This window comes from Peribacillus deserti, from assembly GCF_002863585.1.
In the GTDB taxonomy this organism is placed as follows: Bacteria; Bacillota; Bacilli; order Bacillales; family DSM-1321; genus Paraperibacillus; species Paraperibacillus deserti_A.
Genome location: NZ_PGUY01000037.1, coordinates 79756 through 98939 on the forward strand (window position 1 = coordinate 79756; position 19184 = coordinate 98939).

16 protein-coding genes are annotated in these 19184 nt (G+C 41.0%); 15 read left to right on the forward strand and 1 reads right to left on the reverse strand.

Annotated features, from left to right (window positions below; translation table 11 throughout):
• The first annotated feature begins 35 nt into the window (after positions 1–35).
• The gene (locus tag CUU66_RS25420; protein ID WP_374702994.1) at positions 36–173 is read left to right on the forward strand and encodes a M4 family metallopeptidase; all 138 of its coding nucleotides are present in this window, start codon (positions 36–38) and stop codon (positions 171–173) included.
• Between the two features lie 257 nt (positions 174–430).
• Here CUU66_RS25420 and CUU66_RS12165 read toward each other — a convergent pair whose 3' ends face one another.
• A complete protein-coding gene (locus CUU66_RS12165; RefSeq protein ID WP_101642505.1) occupies positions 431–1876 on the reverse strand; it encodes a DEAD/DEAH box helicase in 1446 nt (481 codons plus the stop codon).
• Positions 1877–2237: 361 nt separating this feature from the next.
• Between CUU66_RS12165 and CUU66_RS12170 the strand changes: the two genes are divergently transcribed.
• From CUU66_RS12170 to CUU66_RS12235, 14 genes are all read left to right on the forward strand, one after another.
• Entirely contained in the window at positions 2238–3269 is a 1032-nt protein-coding gene (locus CUU66_RS12170) for a fatty acid desaturase (RefSeq protein WP_101642507.1), read from the forward strand.
• Between the two features lie 72 nt (positions 3270–3341).
• Positions 3342–3872 (forward strand): response regulator, encoded by a 531-nt coding sequence (locus CUU66_RS12175; protein ID WP_101642510.1) that lies wholly within the window; start codon positions 3342–3344, stop codon positions 3870–3872.
• Between the two features lie 211 nt (positions 3873–4083).
• Positions 4084–6036 carry a cyclin family protein gene (locus CUU66_RS12180; RefSeq protein ID WP_101642512.1) on the forward strand — a complete coding sequence of 651 codons (1953 nt, stop codon included), beginning with the start codon at positions 4084–4086 and terminating at the stop codon, positions 6034–6036.
• Positions 6037–6565: 529 nt separating this feature from the next.
• Entirely contained in the window at positions 6566–6766 is a 201-nt protein-coding gene (locus CUU66_RS12185) for a 2-keto-3-deoxygluconate permease (RefSeq protein WP_101642515.1), read from the forward strand.
• Between the two features lie 49 nt (positions 6767–6815).
• A complete protein-coding gene (locus tag CUU66_RS12190; protein ID WP_101642517.1) occupies positions 6816–8117 on the forward strand; it encodes a four-carbon acid sugar kinase family protein in 1302 nt (433 codons plus the stop codon).
• Positions 8104–9108 (forward strand): 4-hydroxythreonine-4-phosphate dehydrogenase PdxA, encoded by a 1005-nt coding sequence (pdxA, locus tag CUU66_RS12195; protein WP_101642519.1) that lies wholly within the window; start codon positions 8104–8106, stop codon positions 9106–9108. Before CUU66_RS12190 ends, pdxA begins: the two co-directional genes overlap by 14 nt.
• Before the next feature lie 161 nt (positions 9109–9269).
• A complete protein-coding gene (locus CUU66_RS12200) occupies positions 9270–10931 on the forward strand; it encodes a sensor histidine kinase (RefSeq protein WP_101642521.1) in 1662 nt (553 codons plus the stop codon).
• A complete protein-coding gene (locus CUU66_RS12205) occupies positions 10928–11689 on the forward strand; it encodes a LytR/AlgR family response regulator transcription factor (protein ID WP_101642523.1) in 762 nt (253 codons plus the stop codon). The genes CUU66_RS12200 and CUU66_RS12205 overlap by 4 nt, the downstream gene beginning before the upstream one ends.
• A gap of 155 nt (positions 11690–11844) precedes the next feature.
• A complete protein-coding gene (locus CUU66_RS12210) occupies positions 11845–13077 on the forward strand; it encodes an L-lactate MFS transporter (RefSeq protein ID WP_101642525.1) in 1233 nt (410 codons plus the stop codon).
• A gap of 179 nt (positions 13078–13256) precedes the next feature.
• Entirely contained in the window at positions 13257–13865 is a 609-nt protein-coding gene (locus CUU66_RS12215; protein ID WP_101642549.1) for a methyltransferase, read from the forward strand.
• 161 nt (positions 13866–14026) lie between these two features.
• Complete coding sequence (htpG, locus tag CUU66_RS12220) at positions 14027–15901, forward strand: molecular chaperone HtpG (RefSeq protein WP_101642527.1); 1875 nt, start codon at positions 14027–14029, stop codon at positions 15899–15901.
• A 172-nt stretch (positions 15902–16073) separates the two neighbouring features.
• Entirely contained in the window at positions 16074–17141 is a 1068-nt protein-coding gene (locus CUU66_RS12225) for a C45 family autoproteolytic acyltransferase/hydolase (RefSeq protein ID WP_101642531.1), read from the forward strand.
• Between the two features lie 239 nt (positions 17142–17380).
• A complete protein-coding gene (locus tag CUU66_RS12230) occupies positions 17381–18208 on the forward strand; it encodes an STAS domain-containing protein (RefSeq protein ID WP_101642534.1) in 828 nt (275 codons plus the stop codon).
• Positions 18209–18360: 152 nt separating this feature from the next.
• Positions 18361–18714, forward strand: a complete 354-nt coding sequence (locus tag CUU66_RS12235; RefSeq protein WP_101642536.1) for a general stress protein — start codon at positions 18361–18363, stop codon at positions 18712–18714.
• Positions 18715–19184: the final 470 nt, after the last annotated feature.

The window sequence follows — 19184 nt, forward strand, 5'->3', positions numbered from 1 at the left end:
AAAAATTAGGGAAAATCTCCTATCGTGCACTTACGATTTATTTAACACCAACCTCTAATTTCAGAGATGCACGCAAAGTGATTATTCAATCTGCTGTGGATCATTATGGAGCTGGAATTGGGGAAGCAAAAGCAACAGTTTCTGTGTTCGATCAGGCAGGGATTTTACAATAAGGTGTTTTTTGCAAAACTCGCATAAGAGAGAAGAATATTTTTTTCTTTACGTGGTGGTTTTGTATTGAAATGGCAGATTTCAGACGGCATCCATCCATAATCTTAAGCCATTATTAAAAAGCAGAATTAAAACCGCCCTGAACATAGATTCAAGGCGGTTTTTTAAAGATATGAAAGTTTGGTTCGATCAGGCAGGTTATAATGTATGGAAAATACTATATGTGCAGATATTATTTAACATCCTTTCTGCCTGCTTATTACTTAATTGCCTTGCTCACTTTCAACTTCTTTCCCTTAATCGGTGTATGCTCCATAGCCTGGAGAACTAACGAGCCCTTTCCGTTCAGAATATCTACATAGGACAGAGTATCTTGTATGGTTATTATTCCGATATCGTCAGCTGTTACTCCGGGGATGTTTGCAATTGTTCCGACAAAATCGACTGCTCGGAGTTTTTTCTTTTTTCCGCCGCTGAAGTGAAGTTTCATGATGTCCTGGTTGATTCGGGCTGTTTTATTATTTTTCACCACTCGGCGGCCGCTGATCTTTTCTTCGAACGCCGGTTTTCCGGCAGCCACTTCATGGGGTTTTGGGGCGTCCATAGCAGGGATTTCAAAGCCAATGTATCTTTCAATGGCTCTCACGAACTTTCCTTCATAAGGTGTAGCGAACATAATTGCTTTTCCTTTATTTCCGGCACGTCCGGTTCTTCCGGTCCGGTGAACATAGCTTTCTTTTTCCATTGGAACGTCATAGTTGATGACTAGGGTGACGTTTTCAACATCAATTCCTCTGGCAGCCACGTCTGTTGCTACAAGATATCGGAAGTTCCCTCTTTTGAACCCTTCCATTACAGCAAACCGATCTTCTTGTTCTAAGCCTCCATGAAGTCTTTCACAGGAATAATAGGATTCTTCCAAATCGCTAAACACCGTATCCACATGTTCTTTCGTTCTGCAGAAAATGATGCAGCTATCTGGGTTTTCTATGACCGTCACATCTTTCAGCAGTGAAAGCTTTTCTTCCTCCTTCACTTCGATCACACGATGTTCAATAGTATCCGTCGTGATTCCCGTAGCTTCAATCTGAATATGAATGGGATTCTGCATATAGTCATGGCAGAGATTTTCAACATCTTCAGGCAGTGTAGCCGAAAATACCATTGTCACCCGGCCAGCCGGCAGCTCTTTAATAATGGACTCTACTGTGTCAATAAAGCCCATATTTAGCATTTCATCTGCTTCATCGATAATAAGATACTTTATTTTGTCTAAAGCGAGCGTACCTCTTTCAATATGGTCCATCACACGTCCGGGTGTACCGACAACTGCGTGCGTTTTTTGCTTTAATTCTTCTTTTTGTTTAGCAAAAGGTTCTTTTCCATAAACGGCCATCGCTTTAATTCGTTTAAATCTACCTATATTCGTTAAATCCTCACGTACTTGAACCGCTAGTTCTCGGGTTGGGGTGAGAATCAGCGCCTGCGGTAATTTTTCTTCCCAGTCGATTCTATCGCAAAGCGGGATTCCAAAGGCAGCCGTCTTACCGCTTCCTGTTTGAGATTTGACAACAAGATCTTTATTTTTCAAGGCTGCGGGCAGAACTTTACTTTGTACCTCAGTTGGTGTTTCATATCTTAAAACAGACAGGGCTCTTTTAATTTCATCGCTTAAACGGTAATCTTCAAAACTTTTTTCACTCATGTACTTAGACCTCGTTTTTTAGTATTATCCGACTTATATATAGGATTCTCTAAGGGAAATATCATATGCATAATCTGAATAGGCTTCATTATACTTGATATGCTATATAAATCGGCTCTTAATTTAATAAATTATAAAAATAAACTTAAATTAGCTGGTGTCGCCATAAAAAAAACGGGTAATTTCTATATAGAACCAGGTCATAAGAGCAGGGGATTCATTTAGAAACTTTTTAAAAAGGATGTGAAAACAAGCTGTATATGACATTTGTCATACCTTGCGCATGACACTAGCTACTTACACGATGATTTTTATTTCACTATACTCGGTATATCAACACAAAAGGAAGTGAATTCCACTAATGACTACAGAAAATACTAAAACATTGAAAAAACAAGTTGCTCCTTTTGAAAAATCAACTACGAAGGAAAGTGTCTGGCAGATTATTAATACGGTCGGGCCATTTATTATCTTATGGTACCTTGCTTATAAAAGCCTGTCCGTTTCCTTTTGGTTATCATTAGTTCCCGCTGTGATCGCAGCAGGGTTTTTGACACGAATTTTCATTATTTTTCACGATTGTACACATCATTCTTTCTTTAAAAATCGTAAAGCCAACAGAGCCGTTGGGACTGCTATGGGTGTTCTGACTTTGTTCCCGTTTGATCAATGGGGGCATGAACATTCCGTTCACCATGCTACAAGCGGTAATCTAGATAAAAGGGGTACAGGAGATATCTGGACGCTGACGGTAGATGAGTATTTGGCAGCACCGCTTAAGCTTCGTATAGCTTATCGGATTTATCGGAATCCAATAGTTATGCTTGGATTAGGTCCTATATGGGTTTTCCTTATTAAAAATAGATTTAACCGAAAAGGTGCCAGAAAAAAAGAACGCATGAACACATATTTGACGAATGTTCTAATCCTTCTATTGGCAGGATTGCTCAGCTGGGCCGTTGGATGGCAGGAGTTCCTTCTAGTACAAGGTTCGATATTCTGGATATCCGGTGCAGCAGGCATCTGGCTGTTTTATGTACAGCATACCTTTGAGGATTCTTATTTTGAAGAAGATAAAGAGTGGGAGTATGTAAAAGCAGCAGTAGAAGGAAGTTCGTTTTACAAGCTGCCAAAACTTCTGCAATTTCTTACGGGGAATATCGGCTTCCACCATGTTCACCATTTAAGTCCAAGGGTGCCTAACTATAAACTGGAAGAGGCACATGAAAAAACGGAGCCATTAAAGAACGTACCTACCATTACTCTCGCTACAAGCTTAAAGTCAATCCGTTTCCGCCTATGGGACGAGCAGCGCAAAAATTTTGTCAGCTTTAAAGAGATTAAACATTTAACAAAAAACAGTGCTTCTGTACAGGCAAAACCTGAACTGTAACTTCACCATCAAGGCTGCCCCCCTTATAGGGGAGGTGTGCTTTATAGCACTGCCTGATAAGGAGAGATACAAATGATTCGAATTGTTATTGCTGAGGATCAGGAACTGCTGTTAGGGACAATTGAATCTTTGCTTAATTTAGAAAATGATATGGAAGTTGTAGGACAGGCGGGCAATGGGAGAGAGGCGCTTTCTCTTATTCACAGCTTACAGCCTGATGTTTGTATCATGGATATAGAGATGCCTGTACAGAGCGGGCTAGAGGCCGCAGAAGCTTTAAAACAGCTTGAATGTAAAACTATTATATTAACAACTTTTGCAAGGAGAGGCTACTTTCAACGTGCTCTAAACGCAGATGTAAGAGGGTATCTACTGAAAGACAGTCCAAGCGAGGAATTAGTGTCTTCTATTCGGGGTGTAATGGCGGGAGAGCGGATTTATTCACAGGAACTCATGGATGAAGAAATGGGTGGAAATGAAAAAGACAAACACCCTTACGAAGCAATGCTAGCTAACAGCCAGCCTGAACGAAGAAGCTCAATTGGAACTGTCCGGTATTATGTTTCAGCCATTATAGATAAAATAAAGCATAAGGCGGGCTAAGCTTGTAATAAGCTGCGGGAGATTCTACTGATAAAGGTTCATTTAAAAACTCTTTTCCACTCGGGAAGGGTTTTTTTGCATTTAGCGAACTTCTAGAAAACTTAAATTTTTCTAAAAATTCCCTATTTTGGTCATAATGGAGTTAGGAGCTTCAATCAGGCGAGTCTGTTAAGATAGCATTAATAAAGAACTTGAAAGGGGAGAAAATAATATGACTCATATAGGGCGGAATGATCCTTGCGGGTGCGGCAGCGGGGAAAAGTACAAAAAATGCTGCGGAAAAGGAAATGTGTTATCTCTTTCGCATACGCTCGAGAAGGAACTGGATGAGATTCTTTTAGACATGCTGGGCTTTGCAATGAACTATTATCAGCATGAGCTGGAACGTTCATTAGGAACGTATTATCAGGCATTCAATGTACCAGATCGTGATAAAGAGATCGCTCGCGTATTTGGGAGTATATGGTTTATTACCTCCGTCGAACTTGGTGACTCGACTATATTAAGTAAATACCTTGATAAACAGGCTAACCGCCATCGGCCGCGGGTAAAGGATATCCTGAATAAATGGAAAACAGTCAGGCCCTCTGTCGGTGTCATTGAGCATCAGAACAGTGATCAATCAATTGTCGTGAAGGATCTTTTTTCAAACAAGGTTCAAAATGTAAAAGTTCTTGAAGAGGATCTGCAGGTAGAAAGTGGCAGCCTTCTGCTGGCAGCTATATTTCCGGCTGTAGAAAACTCGATTGTACTAGGCCCATTTATTGAAGTGCCCCCTGTTATTTCCAAGCAGTTGGAGCAAGCTGTTATCAGTCTCTATGAAGGCAGCGAAATAGGAGATCCACAAGAATTTATGTCTGAATTATTTTTAGACGTGCTGAACCTCTTTATGTCTGTATTTACCGAGGAGGGTGTTTGGAATTCAGAGGCACATAAGGAAGTAGCAGATCATTTTCTAGAATTCATGATGGATCAAGGACGTGATGACGAAGCAGTTCTTGACTTAGGAGTAACCTTGTGGGGTAAGTATTGCTCGCGAAAAAATCCTTCTATCAAAAAGCCGGAAATTTATGTGGCAGCATTAATTTATCTAGTTGACAAATTAGTACCATTTGGCGGTTATTTCACTCAAAAGGAACTGGCAGAACAATTCAGAGTCTCCAGTGCAAGCATATCTTCGAGGTTTAAAGAAATGCAGGATGCTCTAGAAGCCGAAGTTGATCAGCTGCAAGGGCTGAGAGAAAAAGCTGAACTGGACGTATACCGCGAGAAATTTGAACATAATGTTCAGAGTAACCCGCTAATACCCAAAGCTGCGCTTGAACGGGAGCTCCTTCAGTTGCAGCGTGAGATCAATGAGCAAAATTTTGAGTCTATGGATCAAATCCAGGAATTTTTAACTAACAGAATGAATCCTAAGCCTGCCAAAAAGAAGTTATCGAAAAAAGAAAGAGCGCAGGAACTTTTATTTGATGCTTATGAAGCAGCAGGAAAGAAGCGGGTACAGCTGGCAAAAGAGGCATTAAAATTATATCCGAATAGTCCGGACGCTTTTAACATTCTAGCAGAATCTGAAAGAAATCTTGAGGAAAGACTCAGCTTATATAAAGCTGGTCTTGAAGCAGGAGAAAAGGAGCTTGGAAAGTCCTTTTTTAATCAGAATAAAGGGCATTTTTGGGGGCTTACTGAGACACGCCCTTATATGAGAGTTAAATTTCTTTATGCAGCACTTTTACAGGATATGGGCATGGTTAAAGAAGCTATTTCACAGTATGAGGAGCTTCTTATGTTAAACCCGATGGATAATCAAGGTGTAAGGTATGAATTGTTTGGGGCATACGTTCAATCAGGTCATATACAAAAGGCGAATGCTTTGTTAAACGAATATAAAGAGGATTCGACTGCACATGGAGCATTTAATAGCCTTCTCATTGAATATGAGATAAATGGAATAACTCCAAAAACTAAAAGATTAGTTAAAAGAGCAAAAGATGTGAATCCATATGTTATAGATTATTTGACCGGCAGTAAGCAAATCCCGAAACAACATGTCGATTCTTTTATCTTCGGGAGTGAATCGGAAGCAGCTGCATATGTGCTTGAGCATAGGCATTTATGGGAGCGGAATAAGGAATTGGTAGAGTGGCTTAGGAGGCAAGCATGACAACACCTGGTGATTTTAGGAACATGTGGATATGAAAGAAAATGCGGATGGAACTTTAATGGTGAAACTTTTCTACAAAACTAATGGAACTTCTGATCATTTAAGGTAAGCATGAGAAGCCGAGGAGAATGTATCCTTGGCTTCTTTCTATTGCTAATCGCCTGCCCATGAATGAGGTTCTTTTATCTGTTAACTAAAAACGATTCTATGGTTTGCTTGAGAGGAACCTATGATGATTCATCCATAAAAATTGCTGATGCAATTATTCGAACGGGCAGCTCTTCTCTAGCCGGCCCCTTTGAACACGGTTAGATGCGGGCTCTGCGAATAGTAACGCCATTTTTGAATAGGGCAGGGTATCGGGAATTTGGATAATTTGTATGATTGGATATTATGAAAAGTGGAGATTGAGGCGGATCTATTGCTATTATTTAAGTAGAGTTGTTTTTTGAAGAAGTAAAGTTCCTGTTTAAGGAAAAAGTAGTAGATAAACGAGCTGAATACTAAATTCTTATGAACGCGGGTTGAAATGATGAAAGTGAAAGTGATGTTCGTTGCACCTTATCCAGCAATCCCGATGGCAGTAGCAGCTGTATACACAGGCTATAGTGAGGTTGCAGCAACTGCAGCGCTGCAGGGGACTGCGGCAGTTATTGTGACTGCAATACTGACACCGTTACTAACTACATGGTTTGCTAGAAGAGCAGAACTAAAAAACAAGATCGTGTAATTCATAAAGTTGTAGATGAAGGAAACTTCTTAGTGAGGAGCCAGCAAGTATGAAAAATTTCTTTATTATTGCAGATGATTTAACAGGCGCTAATGACTCCGGAGTTCAACTATCCAAGCAAGGGCTTTCTGCAACTGTTTTATTTGATCTCGATAAACCATTAACAGGAGCTCTCCAAGAAGTCGTAATCGTTGATACAGATAGTAGGGCATTGCCTCAAAAAGAAGCCTATGAAGCAGTATTCGAAGCGAGTAAATTTCTTTATCAAGACGACTGTCAGCATATTTACAAGAAGGTCGATTCTACTTTAAGAGGCAATATTGGAGAGGAGATTGCTGCAGTGTGCGCAGTCTTCAATCCTGAACTAGTGGTTATCGCTCCTGCATTCCCAAAAATGAATCGTATCACATTAAACGGCAATCAATATGTGAATGGGCAAAAAGTACACCAGACAGAATTCGGAAAAGACCCGAAAACACCAGTTAGGGACAGCTATATTCCGGGAACGTTAAAGAATGTATCTTCGAGTAACATTTCTATAGTAACAAAGAGTGTACTGGAAGAGCACGATTCGCTTGGACAGTACATTCTGGAAGTATATGCTGAAGGGAAGACCTGGTTTGTCTGCGATGCTGAAAGTAATGAGGATTTAGAGAGCATAGCACAAGCTTTTGCAGGGTTGAAATTGAAGACCCTATGGGCTGGGTCAGCAGGGTTGATCGAATACTTGCCGGCAGAGATAGGTTTGGGAACAAAATCTAGGATTACACAGGGGAACCAGCAGATTACAAAAACTCTTACTGTTTCGGCCAGTCTCTCAAATGTGACAAAAAAACAGCTGGATCTAGTTAAAAAGCTCCCTGATACCCTCCTCTTGGAAATGGATCCTGTTGAATTAGTAACAAAAAAGTATGATATATCTGCTGTTTTAGCTAAGGCAGCTGGAGAAAATGAAATAAAGCATTTGGTTTTATATGTGGACTCCTCTGATGAAAATCGTAATGCTACTGCAGCGTTAGTCAGCCAATTTGGGATGACTCCAACTGCAATAAGCGAAACTATTTCCATTGAACTGGGTTATGTGGCCAAAAGAATACTTGAGGCTGCCGATGACATAGATGGTTTGGTTTTAACAGGAGGGGACACCGCTAAAGCCGTTTGCAGACAGTTGAATATTCATCAAATGCATCTGCATTCCGAAGTTGAAACAGGGCTGCCTTTCGGAACGGTATCTGATGGAATAAGAGATTTTGGTGCCGTAACAAAGGCGGGGGGATTCGGAAACGATCATTCCTTGGTCAATGCGTTACAATCGATGGTAGGAAAGGAAGAGGATTATGCAGAAAAATAAAGCTATTATTGGAATTACGATGGGAGATGCAGCAGGTGTCGGACCCGAAATTATATTGAAAAGTTTGCAATATAAAGAGATATATGAACTATGCCGGCCGATCGTTATTGGTGACAAGAAGATTTTGGAGAGAGCGAAAGGCTATGTCAACAGTGAGCTTAACATTCAATCCATTTCTGAAGAGCAGATTCCGGAACTAAGCTTTGAATACGGAACAGTGTATTGCATCGACTTGGATTTACTGAGTGCAGACCTTCCGATAGGGCAGGTATCGTCTGAAGCTGGACATGCAGCATTTGAGTACCTGGCAGAAGCTATCCATTTAGCGAAGAAGCATCAGATTGATGCGATTTGTACAGCACCGTTGAACAAGGAAGCCTTGCATAAAGGCGGCCATAAATATCCAGGCCATACTGAGATTCTTGCTGATCTGACTAACACCAGTGAATTTTCAATGATGCTTTCTGCTCCAAATCTAAAGGTCATTCATGTAACCACGCATGTTGGCATCATAGATGCTGTAAAAATGATTAATCCTGACCGCGTACACCGAGTAATCAAGCTGGCACATGAAACTCTTGCAAAATCAGGTATTCAAAATCCGCGCATTGCTGTTTGCGGTATCAACCCGCATGCAGGTGAAAATGGGCTGTTCGGTTACGGCGAAGAAGAGGAAAAGGTCATTCCCGGCGTTCAGCGAGCGGTTGAGGAAGGCATTAATGTAGTTGGGCCGCTTCCGGCAGATACATTATTTTTCCGTACCGTACGAGGGGACTTTGATATTGTGGTTGCCATGTACCATGATCAGGGACATGGACCGGTTAAAGTATTAGGTCTGGATGCTGGAGTGAATATTACCGTTGGGCTGCCTATCATTCGTACAAGTGTGGACCATGGAACTGCCTTTGATATTGCCGGTAAAGGCATTGCAGATGAAAAGAGCTTAATGGAAGCAATCCGGCAGGGAGTAGAGCTTGCTCCGAAAAGATAAAATTAAATTATTAATAATCTGGAGCAAATCATAAGTAATTAGGGGCCGAGGAGAATTTATCCTCGGCTTCTTTCTATTGCTAATCACCTGCCCATGAATGAAGTTCTTTTATCTGTTAAACTATAAAAGGATTTTATAGTCTGCTAGAGAGGAACTTTATAATGAATTCATCCATAGAAATGCTGATACAGTTATTCGAAAGGGCAGCTCTTCTCTTGATATGCCTGTTTATTATTACCCGGATTCCCCGGTTCAAGGAATCTTTTCAAAAAGACAATCATTCCTTTACAGAACGGTTACTTCTAACTGTTATTTTTTGTATCTTTGCCATTTTTGGAACTTATTCCGGAATAAATGTGGAAGGTTCACTGGTGAATGTGAGAATCATTGCGGTGATGTCCGGGGGAATTCTATTTGGGCCCTGGGTAGGGATCGTGACTGGAATCGTTTCGGGGCTTCACCGCTACTTAATTGATATTGGCGGCATTACCTCACTTCCTTGCTTGATAACTAGCATTTTGGCTGGTATTGTTGCTGGCTATATTAACATTAGAGTGAAAAAGTCGCTGCGCTGGTTATACGGCATTGCCGCAGGAATGATTTGTGAAGTATTGACGATGCTGCTGATTCTGATAATGGCGGATCCCTTTGAGCGTGGTTTAGAGATTGTTTCAAAGATTGGTTTTCCGATGATAGCAGGAGAGATCAGTATTGGGCTGATTGTGATGCTTGTCATGAGTGTGGAAAATGAGAAAGAGCTAATTGCAGCTAGGCAGGCAAAGCTTGCTCTGGAAATTGCGAACAAGACACTTCCTTATTTTCGGTCCATTAACGAAGAATCATTACAGACCATTTGTACAATTATAAAAGAGGATATTAAGGCCGACGCGGTAGCCATTACCGATACACAGAATGTGCTGGCGTATGTAGGCTTCGGCCAGGAAAACTATAAAATTGGCCAGGAGATCATCAGCGATCTTACGAAGAAAGCCATTCGGAGCGGGAAGATCACAATCCGGAACCAGGTGGCCGATCACCACACTCCGCAGATTCAGTACCTTCTCATTATGCCTCTAGAGGAGCGTGGAGTCGTAACAGGAACGCTTAAAATCTACTATCGTAAAGCGTATAATATGTCTTATTCCCTGCAAACTATGGCGATTGGGCTGTCACAGATCATTTCAACCTTAATGGAAGTTTCACGGGTTGAACAAATCAAGGAAGAGGCTAACAGGGCAGAATTGAAGGCCCTGCAGACGAAGATTAACCCTCACTTTTTGTTTAATGCACTGAATGCTATTGCTTCTACCACCCGCCGAAATCCTGATAAGGCACGTGAATTGATTAATAATTTATCGGGATATATGCGTTTCAGCCTGGAGATCAATGATGAACTGATTGATATCCACAAAGCGCTGGAACAGGTTCAGGATTATGTAGCCATTGAAAGGGCCCGCTTTGGCAGCCGTTTACAGGTGGATTATGATATTGATGATGTCAATGTGCAAATTCCGAGCCTCTTGATCCAGCCGCTGGTAGAGAATGCAATCAATCATGGGATACTTAAAATAAAGGGACCAGGAATCGTTTCTATATCAGTTAAAGATAGGGAAGATTCGGTTCGGATAACAGTTAAAGATACGGGAGCAGGAATAGATGATGAAGTCGTGAACAATTTGTATAACAACAACGTTCCGGCGAGACAGATTGGTTTGTACAATGTTCATCAGCGGGTTAAACTCATTTACGGACAGGGGTTAGTTATCCGCCGATTACATCCAGGAACGGAAATTTATTTTACCATCAAGAAGGGTGACATATGAAAGCCATTATTGTAGAAGACGAAATACCAGCCCGGGAAGAGCTGGAATATCTGATTGAGACTCACAGTGATATCGAAATTGTGGATTGTTTTGATGATGGCGTCGATGTATTGAAATTCTTGCAGAAACATGAGGTCGATGCGATCTTCTTGGATATCAACATCCCTTCCCTGGACGGAATGCTTCTGGCAGGAAACATACGTAAGTTTGCCAAAAGGCCTTACATCGTTTTTACAACTGCTTATAAAGAACATGCTGCAGAAGCGTTTGAATTGGAAGCCTTTGACTATATCCTTAAACCCTATGATGAGAAACGGATTGCTTCCATGCTAAGCAAGCTGGAAGCCGCTTTTTTCCGTGATCAAACAAGCGGGGAACAGATACAGAAGCAGGAAAAGAAAGTGGAAGACGAACCAGGCAAGTCCGTTTCACATAGAATAAACCTCAGAAAGAATGACAAAATTATTGTCACCGATATGGATGATATTTACTACGCGGCAGCCAGTGAAAAGGTAACATTGGTCTACACGCGGCATGCAGAGTACACCATGCCGATGAGCATCTCAGAGTTTTATTCCCTGCTGCCCGAGAATCAATTTTTTCGCTCCCATCGCTCCTATGCGGTCAATCTTTCTAAAATAAAGGAAATTGTGCCATGGTTTAATCAGACGTACATGTTAAGGCTGATCGATAGGCCGGAAGAGATTCCTGTAAGCAGGAGTAAAGTGAAAGAGTTTCGACAAATTATGCGTTTTTAAGTGCAATTCATTCCATGAAGTAGCTATCTCGTTCTGAAATCGGTTTCATAAGTATTTTCAGAGGTATAATTTTTTTACATTCAGCAAACATCGCTGGTGAAAAAATTACTAATGGACACCTTAGAATATATACCGAAAGAAAGAGGCGGCGCGACATGAAAACAAGTCTAAAAAATCGGTGGCTTATTGTACTCGGAACAATTATCGTTCAAATGGGGTTAGGAACTATATACACGTGGAGTTTATTTAACCAGCCTTTAAAAGAGAAGTTCGGCTGGGATTTAAGCACTGTAGCCATTACATTTTCAATAACAAGCTTCTCGCTGGCATTCGCCACTTTATTTGCGGGAAAGCTGCAGGATAAATGGGGACTTCGCCGTTTAATTGCATGCGCAGGCATTGTACTAGGTGCAGGACTGATGCTGAGCTCTCAGATCTCATCTCTTTGGATGCTCTTTATTCTGGCAGGTTTTGTTGTAGGTTTTGCAGATGGGACAGCCTACATAACCACTCTTTCAAATCTGATAAAGTGGTTTCCTGAAAGAAAAGGACTTATTTCAGGTATATCCGTCGGTGCCTATGGTACAGGCAGTTTACTTTTTAAGTATATTAACGCTTCACTGATACAATCAGTCGGTGTTTCCCAGGCATTTCTGTATTGGGGAATAATTGTTACGGTGCTGGTTGTTGCTGGTTCATTCCTCATAAGGGAAGCTTCGGCGGGCGGCTCTACGGAATCAGGAAATGATATGAAGATCAAAGATTATACAGTGAAAGAAATGTTAAAAACAAAGCAGGCTTATCTGTTATTCATCATCTTTTTCACAGCTTGTATGAGCGGTTTATATCTGATCAGCATCGTGAAGGATATTGGTGTCAGCATGGCTGGGTTAAGTGTGGCGGCAGCAAGTAATGCTGTTGCGCTGGTCGCTATTTTTAATACTGCAGGACGTATTATCCTCGGAGCTCTTTCAGACAAAGTCGGCCGGTTAAAGGTAGTAGCAGGTGCACTGCTTGTAACCGGGATAGCCGTAACAATCTTAAGTTTCGTAAAGCTCAACTTCGGATTATTCTTTGCCTGTGTAGCAGCCATTGCTTTTTGCTTCGGCGGCAACATCACCGTATTTCCAGCAATTGTAGCCGATTTCTTCGGTTTGAAAAATCAAAGCAAAAACTACGGAATCGTCTATCAGGGATTTGGCCTCGGTGCCTTGTCGGGCTCTTTTATAGCTTCCGCATTAGGCGGCTTCGTTCCCACTTTTACACTGATTGCCGTTCTTAGTATCATCTCCGTATTAATTGCGATGATTATTAAAACCCCTGGATCTAAGGGGATAAAGAATGAACCGCGGAAAGTACACAATATGCGGCCTGATCCTGTAAAATAGAAAAAAACCTTTCACACCAGGTGTGGAAGGTTTTTTTGCGGCATTAAAGTTGTTGTAGCCTATTGTGAGACTGAAAAACTAGCAGGGAATCAGTCCTGGGCGAGGAGATAAAGCCGGTTGGTTTATAGCAGCATTGTATTATGTATAATAAGAAGATCAACTTTAAGATAGGAGTATCCATGAAAGAATACTACTACGATAAATTACTAGGCATCAAAACAGCAGGGGACCAAAGGGGATTTCATCAGTCCCTGCATTACCACCGGTATGAGCCCACGCCATATGCTGCACTTGAAAAACTATTTAATCAGTATGAAGTAAAGCCAAGTGATCGAGTGGTCGATTTTGGCTGCGGTAAGGGGCGGCTAAACTTTTACGTTCATTATTTCCACCATGCCTCTGCGGCCGGGATAGAAATGGACGGGGGATTCTGTCAGGAGGCAGAAAAGAATAAATTGAGTTATGGTAAGAGAACTAAAACCAGCAGTGATAAACTCCAGTTTTATTGCTGTTTGGCAGAAGATTATCAGATTCAGCCGCAGGATAACCGGTTCTATTTTTTTAATCCTTTTTCGGTACAAGTTTTTATGAAAGTGGTACAAAACATTTTGAGGTCAGTGGAAAGAGCGAAACGGGAGGTAGAACTGATTCTTTATTATCCCGCGGACGATTATATTTATTTTTTGGAAAAGCAGACTTTATTTGAATTAACGCAGGAAATTGAACTGCCTGACCTCTCTAAGCATGATCAGTTTGAGAGATTTTTAATTTACCGGCTGGCCTACTAAATAGGTCTTTGCCCATTCAAGCCCCAATTATTTTTAGCAGCCTTATTGACACGAAACTCCGGTATATGTTATTTATTTATTGATTAGCACTCGCTGGTGCAGAGTGCTAAAATGGACGTATGCAATATAAATAAGTTAATCCTCGAAAGGAGAAGGTTTTCATGCAGACCAAACAGTTTCAGGCAGAGTCTAAAAGGCTCTTAGAAATGATGATTAACTCAATTTATTCACAGAGGGAAATTTTCTTAAGAGAGTTAATCTCTAATGCAAGTGATGCCATCGACAAATTATACTATAAGGCGTTGACGGATGATCGATTAAGCTTTGATAAGGACAGCTATTACATAAAGATTGCGGCAGATAAGGATAATAGGACTCTTACAATCTCTGATACTGGGATCGGAATGACGCAGGAAGATCTTGAAAACAACCTGGGGATCATCGCGAAGAGCGGATCCTTAGCGTTCAAGAAAGAAAACGAAGCCGAAGACGGCCACGAAATTATAGGGCAATTCGGTGTTGGTTTTTATTCAGCATTTATGGTTGCGGATAAAGTGACTGTTATCACTAAGGCACTGGACAGCGATACTGCTTACAAGTGGGAATCTTCAGGTGCTGAAGGCTATACCATCCAGCCGTGTCAGAAGGAAGCGGCCGGAACAGAAATTATATTGAATATAAAAGAGAATGCAGAAGAAGAAAGTTATGATGAATATTTAGAAGAATACCGGTTAAAAGCAATCATCAAGAAATATTCCGATTTCATCCGCTACCCAATTAAAATGGATGTCACTGAGCGAAAGCTTAAAGAAGGCAGCGAAAGTGATTTTGAAGAATATAAAGAAGAGCAGATTATCAATAGCATGGTCCCGATCTGGAGAAAAAATAAAAATGAACTCACTCCAGAGGATTACGAGAATTTTTACGCGGAAAAACATTACGGTTTTGACAAGCCTTTAAAGCATATTCATATTAGTGTTGATGGGGCGATCAGATATAACGCCATTTTATTCATTCCAGAGAAAATGCCTTTCGATTACTACACTTCTGAATATGAAAAAGGGCTGGAGCTCTACTCTAATGGTGTATTGATCATGAATAAGTGTTCCGATCTGCTTCCAGACCATTTTAGTTTTGTTGAAGGGATGGTAGATTCAGACGATTTATCACTCAATATTTCGAGAGAAATCCTGCAGCATGACCGCCAATTAAAGCTGATCGCGAAAAATATCAGCAAGAAAATTAAAAGTGAACTTCAAAGCTTACTGAAGAATGAAAGAGAGAAATATGAAGAATTTTATCAATCTTTCGGCAGACAATTAAAGTACGGGGTATACAGTGATTATGGAACTCATAAGGAAACGCTGCAGGACTTGATTATGTTCTACTCTTCCAAGGAGAAGAAGCTTGTTACCTTAGATGAGTATGTAAGCAGGATGCCAGAGGATCAGAAGTATATCTTCTATGCTTCCGGCGAATCCATTGAGAGAATTGATAAGCTTCCGCAGACTGAAATAGTGGCTGATAAAGGCTACGAAATTTTATACTTCACAGATGATATAGATGAATTTGCGATCAAAATGCTGATGGCCTATAAGGAAAAAGAATTTAAATCTGTATCAAGCGGGGATTTAGGATTCGAGGAAGAAAATAAATCCGATCCGGCGGAAGAGAGCGAGAACAAAGAGCTCTTTGAATATATGAAGAATGCTTTATCATCAAAAGTAAAGGATGTCAGGGCATCTAAACGGTTGAAATCCCACCCGGTCTGCATTGCGGCAGATGGACAGGTGTCGATTGAAATGGAGAAAATTTTAAAGGCTATGCCGAATAATCAGAATGTAGAGGCTGAAAAGGTGCTGGAAATTAACACCAACCATGAGGTTTTTCAGTCCTTGAAAAATGCCTTTGACAACGATAAAGAAAAATTAAGATTGTATACAAATCTCCTATACAATCAAGCGCTGCTGATTGAAGGCCTAACCATTTCGGATCCCGTAGAATTTACAAATGATATTTGTAAGGTAATGGTTTAAACAGCAAACAAAAAGCGTGGGTGAGTCCCATGCTTTTTTGCGTTGAGCTAAAATTCCTTTTCATTGACCTATAAAAATAGATATATCAATATTAAAAAAGGAAATGAAATGGACGAGAGGGTGAACCATCCGCTTGTCACTATATAAATTACATTGAAAATGAGGGAACAGCATGAAACACATATATAGCGATGTGATTCAATTCAGGGGAACACATTATGATTTTGGCTATTATCAGGGCAAACGGATAAAAAACTCACTGACCATTATAAACCGCGAAAATCAATGGAAGGTAAGGAAACCCAGATTTACTGTGTCGGAAGAAGAAGTTAAATCGGCAATTGGCAGGTTTGCTCCTGGAATCTGGGATGAGCTTCTAGGGCTGCAGGCAGCTCTCGAGTGGCCGATGGAGCGTGTCCTTCAGGAGTTTGGCGGCTACCGTCTGGATTATGTCAGGTCAGGCTGTTCTATCTTAACTGGTGACAACTATTTAATCAGAAACTATGATTATCACCCAAAAACGTATGAGGGCCGTTATGTATTTTTCCAGCCTGAGGACCAGGGGTATGCGATGGCCGGACCAAGCCAGCGGGTAACAGGCCGCATGGATGGAATGAACGAAAAGGGGCTGGCGATTGGCTATAATTTTATGCATCGCAAAAATCCTGGTGACGGCTTTATCTGCTGCATGATTGGACGTCTCATTCTTGAAGCCTGTGCCAGTGTGGGAGAAGCAGTTGAAATGCTGAAGGAAATCCCTCACCGCCATTCATTCAGCTATATTGTCCATGACACAAGCAATGAAACCTATATCATTGAAACTTCTCCAAGAGGTGTAGAGGTTCGTCGGTCAAGGGCCTGTACCAATCACTTTGAAATTATGAAGAATGAAAACCGGAACCATCTTGTAGATTCAGAACGCAGATTAGAAATCATGCAGCAGGAACAACAGGAGAAACGGCTGAGTGCCCACCATGCCTTCAGGCTGTTAAATGACAAGGATAAGGGAGTCTTCTCCGATCTTTATAGCAGCTGGGCCGGCACCATTCACACATCTGGTTATTTCCCTCAAGAATTGAAAACATGGATAGCTCTTGGCGGGAATCAGCAGCCGGTTCAATTTGACTTTGCGAAATGGCTTCAGGGAGAAGATGTGAACACGGAGCGGATTACGGGAGAGATTGAAACAGACATTCCATTTGTTCATATGGAAGAGAATGCGGATTGGTTTAAGAGGTGATTAGCAGGCCGGAAGTAAGGCGGGGAGCAGGCTATGAAAAATCCATAAAAAGCAACATAACGGAAAGAATGGATGGCTCTGTTTTTATTGCCAATTGTTCCTGCTTGTTTGTTTTTAAGCAAAGATTATAAAATAAGAAGGAAATACTATAGAAAAAAAGAAATAGTATATAATCCAATATGGTGATCTTCTTGCCATTATGAATATTTCATACCTAGAAATAGAGAGGAGTACATGGAATGGAGATTTCACAAGAACAAATTGACGATATTACCGAATTCATTATACAAAACAGAGCGGAATTTGAGGAAAAATTGTTGTCGGAAGCGGTAAATGTGGCTGGTAAAATCAACGATATCCTGCAAAAAGGAAACATAGATCTGCTTAAAAATGCTGAAAAATTGGTTGTGTATATTGTGCAGCAAAATGAACCTGAGCTTATTAGCTTTGCAAAGCAAGAAGGAATGGCATGGGCGCATAACGCTTTGACGCTGGCCTTCAAGCTTGAGTGGGTACAGGCAATTAGACGGACTTTATGGCACTTCCTATATCTGCATGATCAAATGATCAATAATTCAAATTACCGTGATGAATTTTTCATTATGGAAAAAAGAATCAATGACAGTGTTGACCAATTCCTCAACACCTTTTTCCTCAGCTATTCCAACTACAAGGATGAAATGATCAATTCCCAAAGAAAACTGGTTGAGCATTTATCCGTCCCGATTATACCAATCAGCACAGGTGTGGCAGTACTGCCGTTAATCGGTACGATTGACCCGTATAGAATGCAGATAATAGAAGAAAAAGTATTGTCGGATATCTCCGATTTGAGTATCCAGACTTTAATTATAGATTTATCGGGCATCACCAATATGGAAGTGGAGGTAATCGTTCATTTTGAAAAAGTGTTAACCGGTGTTTCCATGATGGGCTGCAAGGCTGTCATTACTGGTTTACGTGCTGAGCTTGTCAGGAAAATGGTTCATTTAGGAGTTTCCTTTGACAAGAAAGCAGAAACAAAAGGAACATTGCAGCAGACCCTGAAGGATTATACACATTCCTAAAAGATAACAAACACCTTATATGCTGTTGAAAGGCAGCTATAAGGTTTTTTTATGGAAAAAAGGAATGCAGTCGATGAATCATCAAAAAGGCCGGTGTTTATAAAGCGCTGCAAAAGGTTAAAAGACAAGAAAGGAATAAGGGAGGAAGAACCATGAATCATAGTGTATATGGCGTGTACGGAACTACTCAAGAGGCCATGGATGCCATTGATAAGATAAAGGAAAGAGGATTCGAAGATCATGTATTTACCCTTATAGCCAGAGACGAAAAGAGTTTGGATTTCAAAAATGACGATCAGGCTATGGAAGTAAATGTGATTACAACACTTGATGATGATAAAGACGATTCCTTTTTCCAAAAGGCTATGCGTTTCTTTATGGATGTGGAACCGCAGCTTGATGACCACTTAAAGGAGAACGGTGTATCGGAAGAAAAAACCAATAGATATATGGACGAAATTGAAGCTGGCAAGATCGTGCTGATGGTAGAAGAAAAAAAAGAGTAACATAGAAAAAGGCTGCGTGGAGTGCAGGCCTTTTTTTTGATTTCTGATGCTGATATATTCCATAGATGAGCCGTTCTCCTGCATATAGAATTTGTTTGAGAAATCAGGTTGAATTGCTAAGTGCCTCAAATAAAAAGCTGTTTTCGCAAACACTGTTGTTGTTGAACAAGGGGGGTGATTGGAACGTGAGGATGCTCGCGGACCTTAGGGGCGGGCGCCCGAGCCTCCTCGGCTTCGTCTGTAGGGTCTCACCTGATCGAAAAGCGGAGGACGATGCTTTTCAAGATAAGATCTATCCAAAAGCTGAATGATGATCTTTTTTAATTAGAGGCAAAAGTTAAAAGAAAAGCAGACACCTGATAAAGAAGACTTGCTGATTGGCAAGCGATAGCGAAGACAGTAGTCGCCCTTACCACGCTCGTAACGCCACGTCCTGTGGCCCCGCCTGGCTCGCACATCCTGTGCATCGT